This is a genomic window from Pseudomonas sediminis (genome assembly GCF_002741105.1).
GTDB classification, from domain to species: domain Bacteria; phylum Pseudomonadota; class Gammaproteobacteria; order Pseudomonadales; family Pseudomonadaceae; genus Aquipseudomonas; species Aquipseudomonas sediminis.
Window position 1 is genome coordinate 39,372 of the sequence record NZ_NIQU01000001.1, and the last position, 21,438, is coordinate 60,809.

Sequence of the window (21,438 nt, forward strand, 5' to 3'; positions counted from 1 at the left end):
CACTCTCAACCCGCCGCTGGTACAGGCACCAGCAGCGCACGTAGGACAACGGGCTGTAATAAGGGGTTCTCGGCAACGCGAGCAGCGCGCCAGCGAACCAATAGCCAACTGGCAAGCAGACCACTCAGGCCGGCGAAGATCACCAGAGGCTCGGACAGACCCAGACCGTCCGCCAGCAGCGCAGCGGCGAACAGACCCAGAAGAGGAAGCAGATAAACCAGAAGAGAACTGCGCACCAGCAGATCTTCGCGCACACCGATGATCACGGTGTCGCCGACGGCCAGCGGCGTTTGACTGAGGGCGCGCACGTAACCGCGCTGCCGACCTACGCCGAGACGATCCATCAACCCCTGACCGCACGCCGCATTGGCCGAACAACTCGAGCAGGTGCTCTTGCGTAGCGTCTCGACCCAGACAGCGCCGGGCTCGAGCGCCACTACACGCCCCTGCTCTTCGATCATTGGCTAGCCTGTTCAGGCACCCCGGCACGCATGGACAGGGCGATACGCTCGGCAGTACCCAAAGGAATCTCACCGACCACGGTAACCATCACGTCACCTGCATCGGTGCTCATGCGCCGCGAAACGGCAACGGTCGGCCCCAGCTGGCTGCGCGCATCATCAACAACGCTGCCTTTCAAGGGCTCAAGGAAAACCGAGAATCGTGCCAGACCATCGCCGTACATCATGTAGGCGACAGAGTTATCAGAAGAAGGATCACGACGCAGCTGCGCGGCAGTCAAGGTAAAGCCTGGAGGCAACCAGTCCGAACGCCAGCTGCCTTCGGCCATGCTGTCGGCAGCACGCAAACGTACCGGACGACATCCCGAACTCGGTTGCATGGCGCTCGCTACGGGGGCGGAGGTATCTAGCTGGGCGAATTGGAATCGCTCCAGAAGCTGACCGCGCTCGTTCAAGAGCAGGGACTTCAACGGCAGGCCGGTTTCTCGATCCAGGTGCAACTCGAAGCCGTAACGGTGCTGATCCTTGGGCGCCAACACCAGAACGTCGGCAGGACGATTGGCGATGCGCGACTGACCGGCGACACGAATGTCGTACCAGTTGCTCAGTTGCTCGGCATCCAACTGACGGGCAGGCCAGGCTTGCCCCTCACTGACCTGATCGGCCAACGCGCCACTGACGCACTGAGCCTGACCATCGACCTTGAATACTTCCTGGGCAGGACCATCGAGCTGCAGAAGGCGCTCGCGAACTTCGCCCCCTTCCTCCACCTGATGCCACACGGCATGGGTGGAAAAACTCCCATTGCGCTCATAGATGAACGTACCCTGGAAGCTTTGCTGGCGCTCCGCCGCAGCGAGGCGTCCGAGCAAGTCCTGCACCTCGGAGGCCTGAACCGGCAGAGCCAGCAGACCGCCGAGAAGGTAGAGGGGAATCGCGCGCATGTGACTCCTTAGCGCTTAGCGGTTTTCCAGACTTGCAGCCCGAGCATAAGGCAGAGCGGTTTCACCGGCACCCATCACAGCTTCCTGCGCATGTTGACGCAGGTAGTTCGGCAGACGCTGCTCATGCCAACTGGCAGTGCCAGCTTCAGCGGGTTCGCCGACTTCCTCGCTGCTGTTGTAACCAGCGAGCAATGCAGGACCTTGCACCTGAGGTACCGAAAGTACCGGAGAGGATTCCTGCTGGGCCAATTGGGCCCCGCTCAGGTCATCCTGGTTGTAGAAGCGCACACCAGCCAGCACTGCAACAGTCACCGACGCTGCTACGGCTACACGCCCGACGCTACGCCAGATGGGTGCTTTGCGTGTTGGAACGGCTTCGTCGGCCAGCGCCGCAGACACGGCGGATGCGATGTCCAGCTGCGGCACCAACAGCTCACGATGCATGGCTGCACGGGCGACCTGGTAACGCGACCAGGTACCACGCAACTCGCCATTATCGCTGGCTGCGAGCACGCGCCGCAATTCCAGTTCGTCCGCTTCGTTATCCATCACCGCGGACAGCGATTCCTGCAGGGTTTCACGACTCATGGTGTTCCTCTCTTGGCTGTCGCCGCTGCCTTAGGTTTCCTGCAGCAGAGGCTGCAGGGATTTATCAATTGCCTCACGTGCACGGAAGATCCGTGAACGCACTGTTCCTACCGGGCACTGCATGACGCCGGCAATGTCCTCGTAACTCAGACCTTCAAACTCACGCAAGGTCAGAGCCGTGCGCAGGTCATCTGGCAACTGGGCGATGGTTCGATGCACGGTGGCTTCGATCTCGTCGCGCAGCAATGCCCGCTCCGGTGACTCGATGTCCTTGAGGCCGTGATCGCCATCGTAGAACTCCGCGTCATCGCTACTGACATCACTATCCGGCGGCCGCCGACCGCGGGACACCAGATAATTCTTCGCCGTGTTGATGGCGATGCGGTACAGCCATGTATAGAACGCGCTGTCACCGCGAAAGTTTCCAAGCGCTCGATAGGCTTTTACGAACGCCTCCTGAGCGACATCCTGAGCCTCGTGGGTGTCGTGCACGAATCGCACGATCAAACCGAGGATCTTGTGCTGATACTTCAGCACCAACAGATCGAAGGCACGCTTGTCACCACGCTGCACTCGCTCGACCAGTTGCTGATCATCTTCCTGGGTTAGCATGCACTCTCCTCATGAGGCTTGGAGGAGGCTTGCGCCCGTAAGCGAATCAGCTTGCCAAGATAGACTCGGGTCTTACGCAAAAGTTCTCCCCTCCAAGCAAGCTTCCCGCAGAGATTGCTTTTCTCTGCTGGGAATGGCGTCAGCGGAACCTTTCCGCTCGCGCAAATAATCTTATCGCCGCTCATCTCCCACACCCTCCACTGACTTCAGATGCAGGCACGCGCAAGCGCTCTCCCTTATATGGGCGACCCTCTATGGAACCTTAATGACTAAGAAAGTTCCCGAGCACCACGGTCGGTCATAAGCCACCTATTGTGCCGCTGCCCCTCTCTATATACTAGGGCTCGCTTTCACGCGGAACTCGGACATGAGCCAACACTTCCAGCACGACGTTCTGGTTATCGGCAGCGGTGCCGCCGGCCTGACCCTCGCCCTCACCCTTCCAAGCCACTTGCGCATCGCGGTCTTGAGCAAAGGCAATCTCGCCAATGGCTCGACCTACTGGGCGCAAGGTGGTGTAGCGGCAGTACTGGACGACACCGACACAGTCGAATCCCACGTCGCCGACACCCTCGACGCAGGCGCCGGCCTGTGCCGCGAAGACGCAGTGCGATTCACGGTAGAACACAGCCGCGAGGCCATCCAGTGGCTGATCGACCAGGGCGTGCCTTTTACCCGCGACGATGAAACCGCGCGCGAGGATGGCGGTTTCGAGTTCCACCTGACCCGCGAAGGTGGCCATAGCCATCGACGCATCATTCACGCAGCCGACGCTACCGGTGCAGCGATCTTCAATACGCTGCTGGAGCAGGCCCGGCAACGCTCGAACATCGAACTACTGGAACAACGCGTCGCCGTCGACCTGATCACCGAACGCAGGCTCGGCCTGGATGGTGAGCGCTGTCTGGGGGCTTACGTACTGGATCGTGCTCGCGGTGAAGTGGACACCTTCAGCGCGCGCTTCGTGATTCTCGCCACCGGCGGCGCAGCCAAGGTCTACCTCTATACCAGCAACCCGGACGGCGCCTGTGGCGACGGCATTGCCATGGCCTGGCGTGCCGGCTGCCGCGTCGGCAATCTGGAGTTCAACCAGTTCCACCCCACCTGTCTGTATCACCCACAAGCCAAGAGCTTCCTGGTTACCGAAGCTGTGCGTGGCGAAGGCGGCTTGCTCAAGCTGCCCAATGGCGAACGCTTCATGCAGCGCTTCGACGAGCGCGCCGAACTGGCACCGCGCGACATCGTCGCCCGCGCCATCGACCATGAAATGAAGCGCCTAGGTGTCGACTGTGTCTACCTGGACATCAGTCACAAGCCCGCCGAGTTCATCAAGAGTCACTTCCCCACTGTCTACGAGCGCTGCCTGGGCTTTGGCATCGACATCACCAAGCAGGCCATCCCGGTCGTCCCCGCAGCGCATTACACCTGCGGCGGTGTGGTGGTCGATCAACATGGCCGTACCGACGTACCAGGCTTGTATGCCATCGGCGAAACCAGCTTTACCGGCCTGCATGGCGCCAACCGCATGGCCAGCAATTCGCTGCTCGAATGCTTCGTCTATGCGCGCTCGGCCTGCGCGGATATCACCGAGCAGTTGAACACTATCGAAATGCCCAGCGACCTGCCGGACTGGGACGCCAGCCAGGTGACCGACTCGGACGAGGACGTGATCATCGCCCACAACTGGGACGAGCTGCGCCGCTTCATGTGGGACTACGTCGGCATCGTGCGCACCAACAAGCGCCTGCAGCGCGCGCAACACCGCGTGCGCCTGCTGCAGGACGAGATCGATGAGTTCTACTCGAACTACAAGGTCAGTCGCGACCTGATCGAACTGCGCAACCTCGCCCTGGTCGCCGAGCTGATGATCAGCTCGGCCATGCAACGCCATGAGAGCCGCGGGCTGCACTACACCCTCGACTATCCCGAGCAACTGGCCGAAGCACGCGACACTATCCTGACGCCGACGCCCCAGGCTCAGCCCAGCGCCGCCGGCTGAACTTCAGACGCAAACGCAGGCGCCGGTGCTGCTCCGGCGCCAACGCGTCACACGGAATGCACGAGCCGCGACTGAAACGCTGGCCTGGCAAGCGATAGCGCAGCACCACGACCAGCGGCAAGGCCAGGCTGTCAGGACGTAGCTGCACCGCCTGCCAGCCAGTTGCAGCGCTGTATAGATGCCAGCCGAATCCATCACGACGCAGTCCGGTGATGGCCTTCGGCGCCGTCAGCAGAACGTGTCGCGGCAGCACCCAGGCGGCATGCGCAAGGCACGCCACGAATGACAGCAGCTTCGACCAGGTGGGAATGTCGGCCAGCCACGGCGCCAGCGAGGCCAACGCCAGGACCGACAGATAGAGCCTCAGCAGCCGGCGTGAAGGCTGCCAACGGCACTCGAAAACATCACTTGGGTTGGACACGATCCAGGATCATGCGCACGATGTGGCGCAGGTCGGCATCCTCGGGCTCGCCGCGCTGCATGAACCAGCCGAACATGTCCTGATCCTCGCACTCCAGCAGCTTGCGATAGCGCGCCTGGTTCTCGGCATCCAGGCTCGGGTACACCTCCTTGACGAAAGGTACCAGCAGCACATCCAGCTCCAGCATGCCACGGCGGCTATGCCAGAACAGGCGATTCAGTTCACTTTGCTCAACCATGCAACGGACTCCTCGAACGAGGCCGGCAGTATAACGGCGAATTGCGTCGCTGTTCACCGCGACACTGCGCAATTGCGCTGACAAGGCCCTGCCCTGCCCACTATGATGATGCCCCTGACCTTTATTCAGCGATTCGATTTGCATCATGGCCGATAGCGCTTACTTCACCCTCCTCGATCACGAAGGCCTGCTCGCCATTCGCGGCGTGGACGCAGCCAAGTTCCTGCAGGGCCAAGTGACCTGCAACCTCAATTACCTCAGCGCCAGCCAATCCAGCCTTGGCGCCCGCTGCACGCCCAAGGGCCGCATGTTGTCGAGCTTTCGCATCGTCCCGGTGGAAGACGGCTATCTGCTGGCCATGGCGCGCGAACTGATCGAGTCACAGCAGGCCGATCTGCAGAAATATGCGGTGTTCTCCAAATCCAAGCTCAGCGATGAAAGCGCCGCCTGGGTCCGTTTCGGCCTGGCCGGCGGCGACGCCGTGCTCGGCGAGCTTGGCCTGCAATTGGGCTCTGCCAGCGACTCCATCACCAGCGCTGGACCGTTAATTGCCGTGCGCCTGAGCGATGGCCGTGCCGAGCTGTGGGCTCCGGCCGCCGAAACAGAACAACTGCAAGGCCGCCTGGCCGCGGCGCTGCTGCAAGCGCCGCTGAACGACTGGCTACTGGCTCAGGTTCGTGCCGGCGTGGGCCAGGTGTTCGGCGCCACACGTGAGCTGTTCATTCCGCAGATGATCAACCTGCAGGCCCTCGGCGGCGTAAGCTTCAAGAAGGGCTGCTACACCGGCCAGGAAATCGTCGCGCGCATGCAGTACCTGGGCAAGCTCAAGCGCCGCTTGCAGCGCCTGCGCCTAGTCGGCTCCGAGCTGCCGGCCGTCGGCGTAGAATTGTTCTCCCCGGTGCATGGTTCCAGCGTTGGCGAAGTGGTGCTGGCGGCCCAGGCCGGCGACGCCATCGAGTTGCTCGCCGTGCTGCAGGAAGATGCCGTGAACGACGGCCGCATTCACCTCGGCAGCAGTGAAGGCCCGACGCTGAACCTGCTCGATCTGCCCTATCAGCTGGATGCCGACCAGGAAATCCAGCGCTGACTAAACTTCCCCGGCGCCGCATCGGATCGCCTAAGAGAGCTATTTCATGAGCAAGCTTGCCGAAAAAGTCCAACAGGAACTGATCCACGCCATCGAGAACGATGAGCTGGTACTGCCCACCCTGCCCGAGGTGGCGTTGCGGGTGCGTGAAGCAGCGGAAGACCCGGACGTCGGTATTCCGCAGATCAGCAAGGTAATCGGTAACGACGCTGCCCTCACCGCGCGCATCATCAAGGTGGTCAACAGCCCGCTGCTGCGCAGCAACAAGGAAATCACCGATCTGCAGATGGCCGTTAGCCGTCTGGGCATCAATTACACCTGCAACCTGGCAACCGGCCTGGCCATGGAGCAGATGTTCCAGGCCACCAGCGATGTGGTCGACCGCAAGATGCGCGAGGTGTGGAACAAGAGCACCGAGATCGCCGGTATCTGTCACGTGTTGTGCCGTCACTACACCCGCCTGATGCCGGACCAGGCCACCCTCGCCGGCCTGGTGCACCAGATCGGCGTGCTGCCGATCCTCACCTACGCCGAAGAACACAACGAACTGCTGGCCGACTCCATCAGCCTCAATCACGTGATCGAGCAGATTCACCCGATCATCGGCGACAAGATCCTGCGTACCTGGGAGTTTCCCGAGCCGATCGCCATCGTGCCGAGCCAGTACCTGGATTTCACGCGCGACTCGGCCAAGGTCGATTACGTCGATATCGTTCAGGTCGCCACGCTGCAAAGCTACCTGGGTAGCGAGCACCCCTACACCCAGCTGGACTGGAGCAAAGTGCCGGCATTCTCCAAACTTGGCCTGGACCCGCAGGTCGACATGCAGGCCGACGAAGACCTCTCCGCCGCCATGGAAGCAGCCATGGGCATGCTGCAATAAAAGCATCTCGCCACGGATGGCAAAATGCCTCTACACTCGAGCCATCCGCTTGAGGAAGTAGAGCCATGCGTTACGCATTTCTCCTGCTCGTCCTGATGCTCGGCAGCGCGCAGGCGGCCGAGCAGGTGCGCCTGACCAACGGCGAATGGCCGCCGTACCTCGGCGAAACCCTGCCCCACCATGGCGTGGCCTCACGCATCGTTGCCGAGGCATTTGCGCTGCAAGGCGTCGAAGTGCAATGGGAATTTCACCCGTGGGCACGCTCGCTGAAAATGGCCGAACAAGGCACGCGCGACGGCAGCGCCGTCTGGCTTGCCAACCCCGAACGCGAACAACACTTTCACATCAGCGAGCCGGTGGTCGAAAGCGGCTACTACCTGTTTCATCGCAAGAGCCACGCGTTTGACTGGAGCGATGTCACGGATCTGCGCGGCCTGCGCATTGCGGGTACCCGTGGCTATGACTACGGCGAAGCCTTTCAGCGTGCCGAAGCCGCCGGAGAACTCGAGGTGGTACGCCTGACCGGTGATGAACAGGGCCTGCGCCAGTTGCTGGCCAGGCGCATCGATGTGTTTCCCGTGGACAAGGTGGTGGGCTTCGACCTGCTCTATCAGAAATTCAGCGCTGCCGAACGCCAGCGCCTGAGCTTTCATCGCAAGCCTCTGCGCAACGACAGTCTGCATCTGCTGCTATCGCGCGAAGTGCCGGGCAATGACGAACTGATGCAACGCTTCAATCGTGGCCTGAATCAATTGCGCGGCAGTGGCAAGGTTTCCCAGTACCTGCTGGAGATTCAGCAGCCGCTAAGCCTCAGCCACTGATAACGGAAACTCGACACGTACCCGCAGGCCATGCGGCTGCGCTTGATGCAGGCTGATACGAGCCTGATGGGCGCGACAGATCTCACCAACGATGGCCAAGCCGAGGCCTGCGCCATTGCCGAGGTTGCTACGTCGGTAGAAACGCTCGAAAACCTTCTCATGTTCGGCCTCGGGAATACCCGGACCGTCATCCTCGACCTCGAGTACCGACGGCGCCAGTGCGCGGATGATCAGGTTGCCGCCGGCCGGTGTATGCGCCAATGCGTTATCCAGCAGGTTATTCAGTAATTCGTTGAGCAACGTGGGCTCGCCATCGATCCACACCGACTGATCAGCCTCCAGCGCCAGCGCGACACCACGGGCATGAGCCAGTGGCGCCATGGCCAGCCCCAGTTCACGCGCCAGCTGACTGAGATCGATACGCTGAGCACCGCCTTCGGTAATGGCGCGCGCACCACTCTCGATACGTGCCAGCGACAGCAGTTGATTAGCCAGCAACGTCAGGCGGTCGCCCTGCTGCGCTACCTGCTCCAGCGTGCTACGCCATTGCTCGGGCTGCTCGGCACGCAAGCCCAGGGTGATACGCGCTTTCAGCGCCGCCAGAGGCGTACGCAACTCATGGGCGGCATCGGCAATGAACTGCGACTGCCGCTCGAACAGGCCTCGCAACCGCTCGTTGAACTGGTTCAAGGCCTCCACAAGCGGCAGCACCTCTCGCGGCAGACCACTATCCGGCAACGGCTGCAGGTCTTCGCTGGCCCTTTCCGCCACCTCCCGGCGTAGCGCCTCCAGTGGCCGCAAGGCCAGATTAACGGCCAACCACACCAGCAGCAGTGCACTGAACGAAAGCAAGCCCATACGCCACAAGGTGCCAATCAGCAGCTCACGGGCCATGCGCTCGCGCGCGCCCTGCGTCTCCGCTACGCGAATTTCAGCGATGCCATTTAGCTGCGGTTCGCTGACCGGCTGCAGCAGGCTGACCACTCGCACGCCCTGGTTGCGGTACACGGCGTCGTAGAAGTGCGCCAGCGCCGGATAATCGTCAGTGCGTGGCGTGCCCGCTGGCGCTGGCGGCAGGTCCTCATAGCCGGAAACCTGATTGCCCTGCAGGTCGAGCACTTGGTAGTAGATGCGTCCGGCACTGTCGTAGGCAAAGGTATCCAGTGCCACATAAGGAATATTGGCGAGCAGCCGACCGTCGTCGGCATAGAGACCATCGGCCACTGCACGCGCCGATGCCAGTAACGTACGGTCATAGGCGGTGTCAGCTGCGCGGCGCGCACTCCAATAGGCACTGAAGCTGCTCAGCAACAGGATCAACGATAACAGCAGCGCCAGACGCCGCAGCAGACGCCCACGCAGACTGACACCACGGTTCATGCCTCGACCGCTTCCAACAGGTAGCCGAGACCACGGAAGGTGACGATGCGCACGGCGCTGCCCTCGAGCTTCTTGCGCAGGCGATGGACGTAGATCTCGATGGCATCCGGGCTGGCATCCTCGTCCAGGCCGAACACCTGCGCCGCCAGTTGTTCCTTGCTCATCACCCGCCCCGGCCTGGCGATCATCGCCTCCAGCACAGCCTGTTCACGGGCAGTCAGGCTGAGCGCTTCGCCTTTGAGACTGAAACGACGTGCGCCAAGGTCGTAGACCAGGTCGCCGCAGCGCTGCAATTGCTCACCGCCCAGCACGCTACGCCGCAGCAATGCCTTGACCCGCGCCTCCAGCTCGGTGAGTTCGAAAGGTTTGGCCAGGTAGTCATCAGCACCGAGATTGAGGCCATGCACGCGATCCTTGACCTCGCCACGCGCGGTCAACATCAGCACCGGCAGGGTCTGGCCACGGTCACGCAGGCGCGCAAGCACAGCAAATCCGTCCAGGCGTGGCAGGCCGATATCGAGAATCGCCAGCGCGTACTCCTCGCTGGACAGTGCCAGATCAGCAGCGACGCCATCATGCAGCACGTCCACCGTCCAGCCGGCACCTTTCAGCGCCTGGGCCACGCTCTCCGCCAATTGCGGATGGTCTTCGACCAGCAGAATCCGCACCGCCACCTCCAGCTGCAACATCCTCAAAGGCGCGCAGTTTAGCGCCGCTACGGCTGCTGTGAATTGCCCAAATGCCAAAGCGGCAAACGAAACGGTATCCGGGCGACCTTGCCTGACCTTAATTGACCACACCGGAAAAACTTTTTTCCATGAAAGCCTAGTGAAAGCTTGCCCACATAGCATCGTTAAAAGGTGGCTCGATCCACCTGCTCAAGCGACCTGGCAGTGGTGCCAGGTGGCGACAAGAACAAAAACGGAGACCACATGATGCTCGCAGCCTCACGCCAGGCACTGCCGCCTGTACGCCTGCTCTGCCTGGCAATCGCCGCCACCGGCGCTGCCCCCCTCGCCAACGCCGCCTTCATCGAAGACAGCACCGCCAGCCTCACTGCCACCAACATCTATCTCAATCGGGATTTCCGCGAAGGTTCCGGCCAGAATAAACGTGAAGAATGGGGTCAGGGCTTTCGTCTCGACCTGCAGTCCGGCTTCACCGAAGGCACAGTCGGTTTCGGTGTCGACGCCATGGGCCTGCTCGGTCTCAAGCTCGACTCCGGTCGAGGCCGCACCGGCACCGATCTACTGCCCGTACATGATGATGGTCGTTCCGCTGACGAATTCAGCCGCCTAGGCCTGACCGCCAAGGTCAAGGTCTCCGCAACCGAGCTGCGCTATGGCTCGCACGTTCCCGAGCTGCCCGTGGTCAAGGCCAGCGATAGCCGTCTGCTGCCGCAGGTATTCGAAGGTGGCTTGCTGACCTCTTCAGAACTCGAGGGCCTGACCTTCACCGGTGGTCGCCTGGACAAGGTCATCGACCGCGCATCCACCGACGAAGAAGACCTGGTACTGAACAGCAAGAACCGCCGCTTTGCCGGTGGCATCAGTGCCGATCATCTGGACCTGGCCGGCGTCGACTACAAATTCACCCCGGGTTTCACCGGCCGCTACTACTTCGCCGATCTGGATGACATCTATCGTCAGCACTTCCTCGGCTTGCTCACCAGCCACAAGATCGGTCCTGGCACCCTGAGCAGCGATCTGCGCCTGATCTACAGCAGCGACAGCGGCGCGGCCAAGGCCGGCAAGGTCGACAACCGCGCCATCAACGGCATGGTCAGCTACGGCCTGGGGGCGCACAAGTTCGGTCTGGGCTTCCAAGACATGAGCGGCGACACCGGCTTCGCCTACATCGATGGCAGCGATCCGTTTCTGGTCAACTTCGTGCAGATCAACGACTTCGCCAACGCGGACGAGCGTTCCTGGCAGGCCCGCTACGATTACAACTTCGCCAGCATCGGGGTTCCCGGCCTGACGTTCATGACCCGCTATATCCGCGGTGACGACGCACGTATCGCCGGCTCCGACGACCGTGGCGGCGAATGGGAACGTGATATCGAGTTCAAGTACGTGGTGCAAACCGGCCCGCTCAAGGACCTCTACGTACGCGTGCGCAACGCCAGCTTCCGCTCCGACTTCGCCCGCGACGCGGACGAGAACCGTGTCATCGTCGGCTACACCCTGCCGATTTGGTAAACAACAACAAGACTCACGAGGAATCATTCATCATGAAATCCGTACTGAACCGCGCCGCACTGGCGACTGCCTGCCTGGCCTTCGCCAGCCAACTGCTGGCGGCCGAACCCAAGCGCCCCGAATGCATCGCCCCGGCCAAGCCCGGTGGTGGTTTCGACCTGACCTGCAAACTGGCCCAAAGTGGCCTGAAAGACGAAGGCCTGCTCAAGGCGCCAATGCGCGTCACCTACATGCCGGGCGGTGTCGGCGCCGTGGCCTACAACGCCGTGGTCGCCCAGCGCGCCAAGGACCCGGGCACCATTACCGCCTTCTCCTCGGGCTCGCTGCTGAACCTGGCACAGGGCAAGTTCGGTCGTTATGACGAGAACGCCGTACGCTGGCTGGCCGCAGTCGGTACCGACTACGGCGCAATCACCGTCCGCGCCGACTCTCCGTACAAGAACCTCGACGACCTGGTTCAGGCCCTGAAGAAAGATCCGTCCAGCATCGTCTTCGGCGCCGGCGCCACCATCGGCGGCCAGGACTGGATGCAGACCGCGCTGATCGCCCGCCTGGCCGGGATCGAACCGAAGAACCTGCGCTATGTTGCCTTCGAAGGCGGCGGTGAAACCCTCACCGCCATGCTCGGTGGCCATGTACAGGTCACCAGCAGCGGCCTGGGTGAAGTCACCCCGCAACTGGAAGCGAAGAAAGTACGCATCCTCGCCGTGCTCTCCGATGAGCGCCTGCCGGGCAAGCTGGCCGAGATCCCGACAGCCAAGGAACAGGGCTACGACATCACCTGGCCGGTGATCCGCGGTTTTTACATGGGCCCGGAAGTCAGCGACGAGCAGTTCAACTGGTGGAAACAGCAGTTCGACACCCTGCTGGCCAGCGAAGAGTTCGCCAAGCTGCGTGAACAACGCGACCTGCTGCCATTGTCGGTTACCGGTGATGACCTCAATACCCTGGTGCACAAGCAGGTTGCCGAGTACAAGACCCTGGCCGGTGAATTCGGCCTGATGCAGGAATAAGTGCATCGACAGGTTCGGCGTCGCCCGACGCCGAACCTGTAGTTGAGCGCCTCGCCGCTCGATCCTGTCCCAACGCAAGAGACCACTGCTATGTACGTTCGCCTGTTCGCTGCGATCTGGCTGCTGTTGTGCGCCTTTCTCGCAGTCATCGCCTGGGGTTTCCAGGCACCCTTCGCCTACGACCCTGTCGGCCCGAGGGCCTATCCGCTGCTGCTGCTAGTACTGATGGCTGCTGGTGCCGCCTGGCTGATATTCAAGCCGGGTCCGCATACCGAGGCGCTCAGCCGCCAGGCGCTGCAGCGTGCAGGCCTGTGCATCCTGACCCTGTTGGCCTACGCCCTGCTCTTCGAACCCCTGGGCTTCGTCCTGAGTACCGCACTGGCAACCTTCGTTCTGGGCTTGCTGTTCACGGGTCGTGTGCTGCCGTGCCTGATTAGCGGTGCCCTGATGGGCGTGCTGCTGTATGCATTGTTCGATTATGCGCTAGACGTTCCGCTGCCACTGGGCGTGTTCGAAGCGTTGGTGGAGAGCTGAGATGGAAACATTACATTTTCTGATGCAGGGCTTTGACGTCGCCACCCGGCCGACCAACCTGCTGGTTGCCCTGTTCGGTGCCTTCGTTGGCACCATCGTCGGTCTGCTGCCGGGCCTGGGCCCGATCAACGGCGTCGCCCTGCTGCTGCCATTGGCCTTCGCCCTTGGCCTGCCGCCGGAAACCGCACTGATTCTGCTCGCCGCCGTCTACCTGGGCTGCGAGTATGGCGGCCGTATTTCCGCCATTCTGCTCAACGTGCCTGGCGACGCTGCCGCAGTGATGACCACCCTCGACGGCTACCCGCTGGCACGTCAGGGCAAGGCTGGCATCGCCCTGTCGCTGTCGGCAGTGAGCTCCTTCACCGGCAGCATGATCGCCACCTGCGGTGTGGTGCTGTTCGCGCCGATCCTGGCGAAATGGGCAGTGGCCTTCGGCCCGGCCGAATACTTCGTACTGATGATCTTCGCGATTGCCTGCCTCGGCGGCATGGTCGGCGACAAGCCGGTCAAGACCTTGCTCTCGGCCCTGATCGGCCTGGCACTGGCCACAGTCGGGGTCGACTCCACTACCGGGGTCTACCGCTTCACCTTCGACAGCGTCAGCCTGTCCGACGGTATCCAGTTCGTCATCGTGGTGATCGGTTTCTTCAGTGTCAGCGAGATTCTGCTGATGCTGGAAAACACCCACAACGGCCAGAAAGCCGTGAAGGCCAGTGGCCGCGTGCTGTTCAACTTCAAGGAATACTGCTTCACCTTCTGGACCATGATTCGCAGCTCGGTCGCCGGTTTCATCATCGGCGTACTGCCGGGCGCCGGTGCCACCATTGCCAGCGCCATGACCTACATGACCGAGAAGCGCCTGGCGGGTGACAGCGGCAAGTTCGGCGACGGTGACCTGCGTGGTGTTGCGGCGCCAGAGTCGGCCAACAACGCGTCGGCTTGCGGCTCGCTGATCCCGATGCTGACACTCGGCGTACCCGGTTCGGGCACCACTGCCGTGATGATCGGTGCGCTGACTCTGTATAACATCACGCCCGGCCCGCTGCTGTTCGAACAGCAGCCCGACGTGGTCTGGGGTCTGATCGCCTCGCTGTTCATCGGCAACATTATCCTGCTGGTCATGAACATCCCGCTGGTCGGCCTGTTCTCGCGCATGCTCAGCGTGCCGAACTGGGTGCTGGTACCTGCCATCACCGTGATCAGCATGGTCGGCGTGTACGCTGTACACAGCACCACCTTCGACCTGGTACTGATGATCGCCCTCGGCGTATTCGGCTACATCCTGCGCAAGCTGGACTTCCCGCTCTCGGCCGTGATTCTCGGCTTCGTCCTGGGCGAGATGATGGAAGACAACCTGCGTCGCGCCCTGTCGATCTCCGCGGGTGACTTGGGCATCCTCTGGGGCAGCCCGATCACCCTGGTACTGTGGGCGCTGGTCGCGCTGATGCTGGCTCTGCCGGGCATTCGCTGGATGCGTCGACGCAAGCAGGTCAAGGCGCAGGCTGATGCCTCTGCCGCGTGATCTCTGGGTAACGCCGCTGGCCGGAGTGGTCGGCGGCTATCTGGCCAGCCTCGCCGGCTGGCCTTTGCCGTGGATGGTCGGCTCATTACTGGCGGTGATCGCCGTACGCTGCCTGGCCAATCGCCCCTTCAGTGAACTGCCCGGCGGGCGCAAGGCCGGCCAGTGGCTGGTGGCCAGCGGTATCGGCCTGCATTTCACCAGCGACGTGCTGGAACAGGTGCTCAGCCACTTGCCCGTTATCGTCATGGGTGCCTTCGGCACGCTTCTGCTAAGCCTGATCGGCATCGCCATCCTTCGCCGTGCCGGCGTAGACCGTGCTACCGCCTTCTTCGCCAGCATGCCTGGCGGCGCCAGCGAGATGGTCAATCTGGCCCTGCGTCACGGCGCGCAACCCGCACGTGTCGCTGCGGCGCATAGTCTGCGCCTGCTGCTGGTGGTGCTGCTGATTCCGGCGCTGTTCACCTGGGGCCTGCCCGACGTCAGCGCACCACCTCGCGCACCGGTGGACTGGACCTGGTTAGCCGGTCTGCTCGCCGCTGGTGCTGTGCTGGCAGTGCTCTGGGGACGTCTGAAACAACCCAACCCCTGGATGCTTGGTCCACTGGTCGCCTGCGCCGTGGCCAGTGCCAGTTTCGACCTGCATCTGGGACTGCCGCAAGGCATGGGCCAGCTTGGCCAATGGCTGATCGGTTGCGCCCTGGGCTGTCATTTCGACCGCGCCTTCTTCCGCAGCGCGCCGGGTTTTCTCGCCCGCGTGCTGGCCTTCACCCTGCTGGCGATGCTCGCCGCTGCCGCACTCGGCGAAGCCCTTGGCTGGCTGGCCGGCGAAGACCATCTGTCACTGATGCTGGGCATGATGCCGGGCGGCATCACCGAGCTGTGTCTGACCGCCGAAGCCTTGCAGCTATCCGTAGCGCTGGTCACTGCCCTGCAGGTGCTACGGCTGTTTCTGGTCATGTTCCTCGCCGAACCCTTATTCAAGCTCTGGTGCAAGAGCCACGTTTAGCCCGCCTTGTGCGGGCTTTTTTTATGCCTTCGGCAACACACGGTGGAAGACGTTTTCGGCTCTGGCGTCCTGCTTCGCTCTACCTCCTGCATCCATGCAGTCGAAGCGGCGAAAAGCTCGCGGCTGAAGCCCCTCCCACGAGTGGAAGCTACCACTGCAGCTGCAATTCGCTCTGGAACTCACGCACTTGACCACTGACCGGGTCGACGAAGCGCAAGCCGCGTGCCAGCAGTTTGAGCGGCTTGCTGTAGTCATCCGGCTGGTGACGCGACTCCAGCAACTGCGGATAGAAGTCATCACCAACGATAGGCGCGCCAAGCCCGGCCAGATGCACACGCAATTGATGCTTGCGTCCCGTCACCGGTGACAAACCGTAGCGCCACAGCGCGCCACGCTGTTCCAGCACCGCGATTCGGGTTTCGCTGTTGGCCTCGCCCGCGACTTCCTGCATGCGAAAGAACGGCTCACCATCGACCATGCGTGAACGGTGCAGGTAGGGAAACTGTAAATGGGCCAATGCCGGCGCGATGGCCTCGTAGCGCTTTTCCACGGCACGCTGGCGAAACAGCGCCTGATACTGGCCGCGACTGGCCGGGTTGACCGAGAACAACACCAGCCCTGCCGTCAGTCGGTCAATGCGGTGGATCGGCACCAGGTCAGGATTGCCGGTGCGCTTGATCAGGCGTGCCAGCAGCGTCTGCTCAACGTATTCACCGGCCGGCATCACCGGCAGAAAATGCGGTTTGTCGGCGACCAGCAGGTGCTCGTCCTGCCACAGCACCTGCTCGTCGAAGGGAATCGGCGTCTCGTTCGGCACCTCACGGAAATAGCGCACCTTGAGCCCGACGCGATAAGGGTGCGTGGCATCGATAGGCGCACCGGCCGCATCCAACACCCGACCGCGCGCCATACGTTGCAGCCAGGTGGCGCGGTCGATGGCGGGAAAGTGATCGCACAGGCAATCGAGCACCGTCGCCCAGTGGCCCTGGGGCAAATGAAGCGTGCTGGGGCGCATGGCGGGGTTGGGCATTGCAGAAGCTGCTCGACGGCTTGTGAAGGGGCAAATTAGGCCGTACTCGTGCGGCTCAGTCAAAGCAAACGGCTTGAGCCAGGGTCGCGCTGTGGCTATGGTGGCCGCTCGTATCTGGAGAGACTCATGTCCATCACCCGCTCCCTGCTTACCAGCGTCGCCCTTCTCCCGCTCCTTGCCGCCTGTCAGGTCTACACCGGCAAGCCGGAAGGCCCACCGCCAGCGACTCGCCTGCAAGGTCAAGTCCAGGTCGAAAATGGTCAACTGGTGTTCACTCCCTGCCAGGAACAGCGTCGCTTTGTGCTGGTCGATGGCGACACCACCGGTATCGAGCGCGAAGTCATGCAGCTCGGCAGCGATGGCCAGTCCAGCCTGTTCGCCGATCTGGCCGGGCGCCTGGGCGGCAGCCAGGGCAAGGGCAGCGATGGTCGCTTCGAGGTCAGCCAGATCTATCGCCTGCAAGGTGAAGGACACGGCTGCGACGACCTTAACTTCAAGCGTCTGGCCCTGCGCGCCAGCGGTAACGAGCCGCTCTGGCAAGTGGAAGTCGGCAGCAAGGGCCTGGTGCTGAACCGCCCTGATCAAGAGCCGTTGGCCCTGCCTTATCTGGAGGAACAGCTGCCGGACGGTCGCCTGAACTTCAGCAGCGAAGCCAACGGTCAGCGTCTGGATCTGTGGGTTGCACCACAGCGCTGCATCGACGGCATGAGCGGCGCGGTCAACCACCTCAGCGCCGAACTGCGCCTCGACGGCCAGGTGCTGCGTGGCTGCGCACATTTCGGCGCCATGCGTAACTGAGCCGCGCCAATGCCGGTGACCCCGCCAAGCGTCACCGGCATGGATCGCTCAACGGGGTGCTAGCCCAAACTTCCGGCGAAACGCCGCGCGTAATCTTCCCGCTCGAAGACCTCGACCACGAAGTCGATGAAGCTGCGTGTCTTGCCCGGCAGCAACTGACGGCTGGGGTAATACAGCGACAACGCACCGGCATCCGCCCACCAGCGCGGCAGCACCCGCACCAGCTCGCCCGATTCCAGCCAGGGCAGTACATCGGGGACAGCAAGCATCGCTACCCCCAGGCCCAACCGCGCGGCCTCTCGCACAGCAGTTGGATCGTTGACCACCACGGTCTCACGCATCGTCGCGATCACTTCATCGCCCTGTGCGTTGCGCATGTTCCAGGTACGAATACGACCCGACGACAACGAGCGCATGACGATGCAATCCAGTTCGATCAGGCCTGATGGATCGGCTGGCAACCTGTGCCGAGCCAGGTAAGCGGGAGAGGCAAAGGCAACGACGTGCAGCGGCGCCAGCGTGCGGGCGACCACGCCGCTGGCCAGCTCGAAGCCACCGCCAATGGCGGCGTCGTAGCCCTCGGAAATCAGGTCGACCGTACGGTTCTCGAAATGCCATTCAGGGCGAACGCGGGGATAGCGCTGCAGGAACTCGGGTAACAACGGCAACAGGTAACCGATCCCGAAGGATGGCGCCACGCTGATCTTTAGCACACCGGCCGGCTGACCATCATCGGCTGATACCGCTGCAATGGCGTTCTGCAAGGACTCCAGATTGCCGCTAACCGCGGCCAAGAAAGACTCGCCCGCCTCGGTCAGCGTCAGCTTGCGTGTCGAGCGCTGGAACAACCGTACACCCAGGTTGCGCTCCAGCATGGCGACATTACGGCTCACCGCTGCAGGCGTCAGAGCAAGACGACGTGCAGCCGCCGAGAAGCTACCGCTCTCGGCACTGCGTACGAATGATTCCAGGTTGGCTAATGTCTCCATAGACCGATCTTAAACAGATACTTGAAGATAATCCAAATGATTAGCTACTAATCAAAGATGAATGAAAACGCGATAGTCACTCCACCGAATGTCTCGGCAATCAAACGGAGTGAACCATGAGCAACGTAATTTCTTCCCAACCCATTCCCCTGGCCGGCAAGACGGCTCTCGTAACAGGCGGCTCTCGCTCTATCGGCGCAGCTATCGCCAAACGCCTGGCCGCTGACGGCGCCCAAGTTGCCTTCACCTACAATGGCTCGCCCAAACTGGCTGAAGAAGTCGCGGTCGAAATCGAATCGGCAGGCGGTCGAGCGCTGGCGATCCAGGCCAACGCAGCCGACCCCGAGGCCGTGCGCGCCGCAGTCGCGAAGACGGTAGAAGCATTCGGCAGCCTCGACATTCTGGTGAACAACGCCGGTATCGCCTCGGCCAGTGCCATCGAAGACACCCGCTTCGAAGACTACCAGGCAATGCTGGACATCAACGTCACCGGCGTTTTCGTCGCCACCCAGGAAGCTGTACGGCACATGCAGGAGGGCGGTCGCATCATTCATATCGGCAGCTCCGTAACCAAATACGCGGGCGTTCCCGGGCTCGCTGCATACGGCCTGACCAAAGGCGCCGTAGCCGGTTTCAACCGCAGCCTGGCGCATGACCTGGGGCCACGCGGGATCACCGTCAACAGCATCCACCCCGGCCCGGTGAACACCGACATGAATCCGGCCGATGGTGAGATCGCCAAGCTGCTCACCCCGCGCATCGCATTGGGTCGTTACGGAGAGTCGACCGAGATCGCCAGCCTCGTGGCTTTCCTCGCCAGTCCGCAGGCTTCGCTCATCACTGGCGCCGACATTCACGCCGACGGTGGCTTTACCTCCTGAAACGCCGTGGGGCCGGCCACAGGCCTGCCCCGCAGACGCCACGACTAATTTCAATAAGGAACCTGCTCATGAGCACGTCCCCATCCATCGGCATCATCGGTGCCGGTCAGATCGGCGCGGCCTTCGCTCGCGCCCTGGCGCGTCGGAACATCCCGGCAATCCTCGCCAACAGCCGTGGGCCAGAGAGCCTGCGAGGCCTGGTACAATCCATCGGCCCTAGCATCCGTGCCGGCACCCGTGAGCAGGCGGCAGCACAGTCCATCGTGCTGGTCGCGGTGAACTGGTCGAAGCTGCCAGCCGCGCTGTCCGGGCTTGCCGACTTCGCCGGGCGTGTCGTCATCGACAGCAACAACCCGATCGAAGCGCCGCTGTTCAATCCCATCGATCTGCATGGCCGCACCTCAAGCGAGGTGTTTGCCGACCTGGTGCCGGGCGCCCATGTAGTGAAGGCGTTCAACCACTTGAACCCCAGACTGCTCATCGCCGATCCCGCCGAGCGCGGCGGCCGGCGTGTGCTGTTCCTGGCCGGTGACGACACTCACGCAAAAACCCAGGTCAGCGCACTGATCGATGAGCTGGGCTTCGCCGCTATCGACCTTGGCGAGCTGGCCGAAGGTGGGCGCCTGACGCAATTCCCCGGTGGGCCGTTGCCCTCGCTCGAACTGGTGCAGTTCGGCTGAGCTACCGGGAGACGAAAATGAAGGATTCCGTAATGCCCCATACCGACTCATCTTCTGACACCCGATCCATGTCTGCTGCGTGGTGGGCCGTCATCTCTCTTGCCCTGGGCGCCTTCGGCCTGGTCACGGCGGAATTCCTGCCGATCAGCCTGCTGACGCCGATGGCCGCGGACTTGGGCGTATCCAACGGCGCGGTGGGCCAAGCCATCACCGCCACCGCCGTGGTCGCCGCATTCGCCGGACCACTGGTGGTGCTGTTCTCGGGCCGCCTGGATCGACAGAAGATCGTCTGGGGGTTGATGGCCATGCTGGTGTTCTCCTGCATCCTTTCAGCCTATGCCTCGAATATTACGGTGCTGTTGGTCGCGCGTGGGCTGCTAGGCTTCGCCCTCGGCAGCTTCTGGGCCATGATGGCAGCGCTTGCCCTGCGCCTGGTGCCCCCGGACAAGGTGCCGCGGGCCATTTCGATCATCATGATGGGCATCTCGCTCGCCACCATCTTCGCTGCCCCGCTGGGTGCCTACCTGGGAGAATTGTGGGGCTGGCAGGCAACCTTCCTGGCGGCGTCCGGTATTGGCGTGGTGGCGCTGGCGATCCAGATGCTGACCCTGCCCAAACTGCCGGCCGCGGCAGCGCCGGGCCTGGCGTCCTTCAAGGCAGCGCTGACGCGGCGTGCGGTCGTCGTCGGCATCGGCACCGGGCTGCTGGTCATTTCCGGGCACTTCGCCGCGCTGACCTTCATCCGCCCCTTCCTCGAGGAGGTTCCCCGCCTGGATGTCGCGACCGTCTCGCTTGCCTTGCTGGCCTTCGGTGTCAGCGGCTTTTTCGGCAACCTTGCCGGCGGCGCCGTCGCCGCGCGCAGTCCGGCCTGGGCTGTCAGCAGTTGCTCGTTCCTGATCGCTGCCGTTGCACTCACGCTGATCCTGTTCGGCACACAGGCCAACATTGCCTTCGTCGCGATTGCGCTATGGGGCTTCGCCTTCGGCGCCTTCCCGGTATCGATCTCGATCTGGAACGCGCGCGCCGCCGCCGATCACGCGGAAAGCGCTGGCGCCCTGCTGTCCTCGACCTTCCAGGTCGCCATTGCCGCAGGTGCGGTTCTAGGAGGGCTGATCATCGACAGCCTCGACTCGCAAGCCGTGATCGTCTATGCCGCGGCAGCAGCCTTCGCGGGCGCTGCCCTGATGCTCATTCGGGGGAGGGCGATCGAACGCCAGCGTGGCTGAGCCCGTACTTGCGCAGCGTTCAAAACATCATTCACCTACGCTCAACGGAGCAAAGCCGTCAGTCGTTCGAGATTGCCGGCCTCCTCCATCCGGGCAGCGAATCCCGTACAATCGCGCCCCTTCT

General features: G+C 62.6%; 23 protein-coding genes. 13 read left to right on the plus strand and 10 right to left on the minus strand.

Going from position 1 to position 21,438, the window contains the following annotated elements; translation table 11 throughout:
• Positions 1 to 5 precede the first annotated feature (5 nt).
• The 4 genes from CDO35_RS00200 to rpoE are packed head-to-tail and all read right to left on the minus strand — an operon-like array spanning position 6 to position 2,605.
• Positions 6 to 461, minus strand: a complete 456-nt coding sequence (locus CDO35_RS00200; RefSeq protein ID WP_099522044.1) for a SoxR reducing system RseC family protein — start codon at positions 459 to 461, stop codon at positions 6 to 8.
• Positions 458 to 1,405, minus strand: coding sequence for a MucB/RseB C-terminal domain-containing protein (locus tag CDO35_RS00205; RefSeq protein ID WP_099522045.1), 948 nt, complete (start codon positions 1,403 to 1,405; stop codon positions 458 to 460). Before CDO35_RS00205 ends, CDO35_RS00200 begins: the two co-directional genes overlap by 4 nt.
• A gap of 15 nt (positions 1,406 to 1,420) precedes the next feature.
• On the minus strand, positions 1,421 to 1,993 hold the full coding sequence (locus CDO35_RS00210) for a sigma-E factor negative regulatory protein (RefSeq protein WP_099522046.1): 573 nt from the start codon (positions 1,991 to 1,993) through the stop codon (positions 1,421 to 1,423).
• A gap of 30 nt (positions 1,994 to 2,023) precedes the next feature.
• Positions 2,024 to 2,605, minus strand: a complete 582-nt coding sequence (gene rpoE, locus CDO35_RS00215) for an RNA polymerase sigma factor RpoE/AlgU (RefSeq protein WP_017677768.1) — start codon at positions 2,603 to 2,605, stop codon at positions 2,024 to 2,026.
• 367 nt (positions 2,606 to 2,972) lie between these two features.
• On the opposite strand from rpoE, the gene nadB reads away from it, so the two are divergent.
• The gene (gene nadB, locus CDO35_RS00220) at positions 2,973 to 4,604 is read left to right on the plus strand and encodes an L-aspartate oxidase (RefSeq protein ID WP_099522047.1); all 1,632 of its coding nucleotides are present in this window, start codon (positions 2,973 to 2,975) and stop codon (positions 4,602 to 4,604) included.
• Here the strand turns inward: nadB and CDO35_RS00225 are convergent.
• Together CDO35_RS00225 and CDO35_RS00230 are read right to left on the minus strand one after the other, a co-directional pair.
• Positions 4,558 to 5,025, minus strand: coding sequence for a protein YgfX (locus CDO35_RS00225; RefSeq protein ID WP_099522048.1), 468 nt, complete (start codon positions 5,023 to 5,025; stop codon positions 4,558 to 4,560). The genes nadB and CDO35_RS00225 overlap by 47 nt on opposite strands.
• On the minus strand, positions 5,009 to 5,263 hold the full coding sequence (locus CDO35_RS00230; RefSeq protein WP_017677771.1) for an FAD assembly factor SdhE: 255 nt from the start codon (positions 5,261 to 5,263) through the stop codon (positions 5,009 to 5,011). The genes CDO35_RS00225 and CDO35_RS00230 overlap by 17 nt, the downstream gene beginning before the upstream one ends.
• 145 nt (positions 5,264 to 5,408) lie before the next feature.
• Here CDO35_RS00230 and ygfZ point away from each other — a divergent pair, with 145 nt between their 5' ends.
• From ygfZ to CDO35_RS00245, 3 genes are all read left to right on the plus strand, one after another.
• Entirely contained in the window at positions 5,409 to 6,350 is a 942-nt protein-coding gene (ygfZ, locus tag CDO35_RS00235; RefSeq protein WP_099522049.1) for a CAF17-like 4Fe-4S cluster assembly/insertion protein YgfZ, read from the plus strand.
• A 46-nt stretch (positions 6,351 to 6,396) separates the two neighbouring features.
• Positions 6,397 to 7,233 (plus strand): HDOD domain-containing protein, encoded by an 837-nt coding sequence (locus CDO35_RS00240; protein ID WP_099522050.1) that lies wholly within the window; start codon positions 6,397 to 6,399, stop codon positions 7,231 to 7,233.
• A 65-nt stretch (positions 7,234 to 7,298) separates the two neighbouring features.
• Positions 7,299 to 8,054 (plus strand): substrate-binding periplasmic protein, encoded by a 756-nt coding sequence (locus tag CDO35_RS00245; protein ID WP_099522051.1) that lies wholly within the window; start codon positions 7,299 to 7,301, stop codon positions 8,052 to 8,054.
• On the opposite strand, the gene CDO35_RS00250 is transcribed toward CDO35_RS00245, so the two are convergent.
• A complete protein-coding gene (locus tag CDO35_RS00250) occupies positions 8,037 to 9,434 on the minus strand; it encodes a sensor histidine kinase (RefSeq protein ID WP_099522052.1) in 1,398 nt (465 codons plus the stop codon). The genes CDO35_RS00245 and CDO35_RS00250 overlap by 18 nt on opposite strands.
• Complete coding sequence (locus CDO35_RS00255; RefSeq protein WP_099522945.1) at positions 9,431 to 10,102, minus strand: response regulator; 672 nt, start codon at positions 10,100 to 10,102, stop codon at positions 9,431 to 9,433. Before CDO35_RS00255 ends, CDO35_RS00250 begins: the two co-directional genes overlap by 4 nt.
• Positions 10,103 to 10,369: 267 nt before the next feature.
• On the opposite strand from CDO35_RS00255, the gene CDO35_RS00260 reads away from it, so the two are divergent.
• From CDO35_RS00260 to CDO35_RS00280, 5 genes are all read left to right on the plus strand, one after another.
• The gene (locus CDO35_RS00260; RefSeq protein WP_243699042.1) at positions 10,370 to 11,635 is read left to right on the plus strand and encodes an OprD family porin; all 1,266 of its coding nucleotides are present in this window, start codon (positions 10,370 to 10,372) and stop codon (positions 11,633 to 11,635) included.
• Between the two features lie 32 nt (positions 11,636 to 11,667).
• On the plus strand, positions 11,668 to 12,648 hold the full coding sequence (locus CDO35_RS00265; RefSeq protein ID WP_099522054.1) for a Bug family tripartite tricarboxylate transporter substrate binding protein: 981 nt from the start codon (positions 11,668 to 11,670) through the stop codon (positions 12,646 to 12,648).
• Between the two features lie 90 nt (positions 12,649 to 12,738).
• Positions 12,739 to 13,182: a tripartite tricarboxylate transporter TctB family protein gene (locus CDO35_RS00270; RefSeq protein ID WP_099522055.1), complete on the plus strand. Its 444-nt coding sequence runs from the start codon at positions 12,739 to 12,741 to the stop codon at positions 13,180 to 13,182.
• Between the two features lies 1 nt (position 13,183).
• The gene (locus CDO35_RS00275; protein ID WP_099522056.1) at positions 13,184 to 14,704 is read left to right on the plus strand and encodes a tripartite tricarboxylate transporter permease; all 1,521 of its coding nucleotides are present in this window, start codon (positions 13,184 to 13,186) and stop codon (positions 14,702 to 14,704) included.
• Entirely contained in the window at positions 14,688 to 15,710 is a 1,023-nt protein-coding gene (locus CDO35_RS00280; protein WP_099522057.1) for an AbrB family transcriptional regulator, read from the plus strand. The genes CDO35_RS00275 and CDO35_RS00280 overlap by 17 nt, the downstream gene beginning before the upstream one ends.
• Positions 15,711 to 15,858: 148 nt before the next feature.
• On the opposite strand, the gene CDO35_RS00285 is transcribed toward CDO35_RS00280, so the two are convergent.
• Positions 15,859 to 16,740 carry a pseudouridine synthase gene (locus CDO35_RS00285; RefSeq protein ID WP_099522058.1) on the minus strand — a complete coding sequence of 294 codons (882 nt, stop codon included), beginning with the start codon at positions 16,738 to 16,740 and terminating at the stop codon, positions 15,859 to 15,861.
• A gap of 126 nt (positions 16,741 to 16,866) precedes the next feature.
• On the opposite strand from CDO35_RS00285, the gene CDO35_RS00290 reads away from it, so the two are divergent.
• Entirely contained in the window at positions 16,867 to 17,538 is a 672-nt protein-coding gene (locus CDO35_RS00290) for a COG3650 family protein (protein ID WP_099522059.1), read from the plus strand.
• 59 nt (positions 17,539 to 17,597) lie between these two features.
• Here CDO35_RS00290 and CDO35_RS00295 read toward each other — a convergent pair whose 3' ends face one another.
• The gene (locus CDO35_RS00295; protein ID WP_099522060.1) at positions 17,598 to 18,527 is read right to left on the minus strand and encodes a LysR family transcriptional regulator; all 930 of its coding nucleotides are present in this window, start codon (positions 18,525 to 18,527) and stop codon (positions 17,598 to 17,600) included.
• A gap of 116 nt (positions 18,528 to 18,643) precedes the next feature.
• On the opposite strand from CDO35_RS00295, the gene CDO35_RS00300 reads away from it, so the two are divergent.
• The 3 genes from CDO35_RS00300 to CDO35_RS00310 all read left to right on the plus strand — a co-directional run bounded on the left by CDO35_RS00300 (position 18,644) and on the right by CDO35_RS00310 (position 21,314).
• A complete protein-coding gene (locus tag CDO35_RS00300) occupies positions 18,644 to 19,408 on the plus strand; it encodes a 3-oxoacyl-ACP reductase family protein (RefSeq protein ID WP_099522061.1) in 765 nt (254 codons plus the stop codon).
• Positions 19,409 to 19,476: 68 nt separating this feature from the next.
• Positions 19,477 to 20,088: an NADPH-dependent F420 reductase gene (locus CDO35_RS00305; protein WP_099522062.1), complete on the plus strand. Its 612-nt coding sequence runs from the start codon at positions 19,477 to 19,479 to the stop codon at positions 20,086 to 20,088.
• Between the two features lie 32 nt (positions 20,089 to 20,120).
• A complete protein-coding gene (locus CDO35_RS00310; protein ID WP_243699031.1) occupies positions 20,121 to 21,314 on the plus strand; it encodes an MFS transporter in 1,194 nt (397 codons plus the stop codon).
• The last annotated feature ends 124 nt before the right edge of the window (positions 21,315 to 21,438 follow it).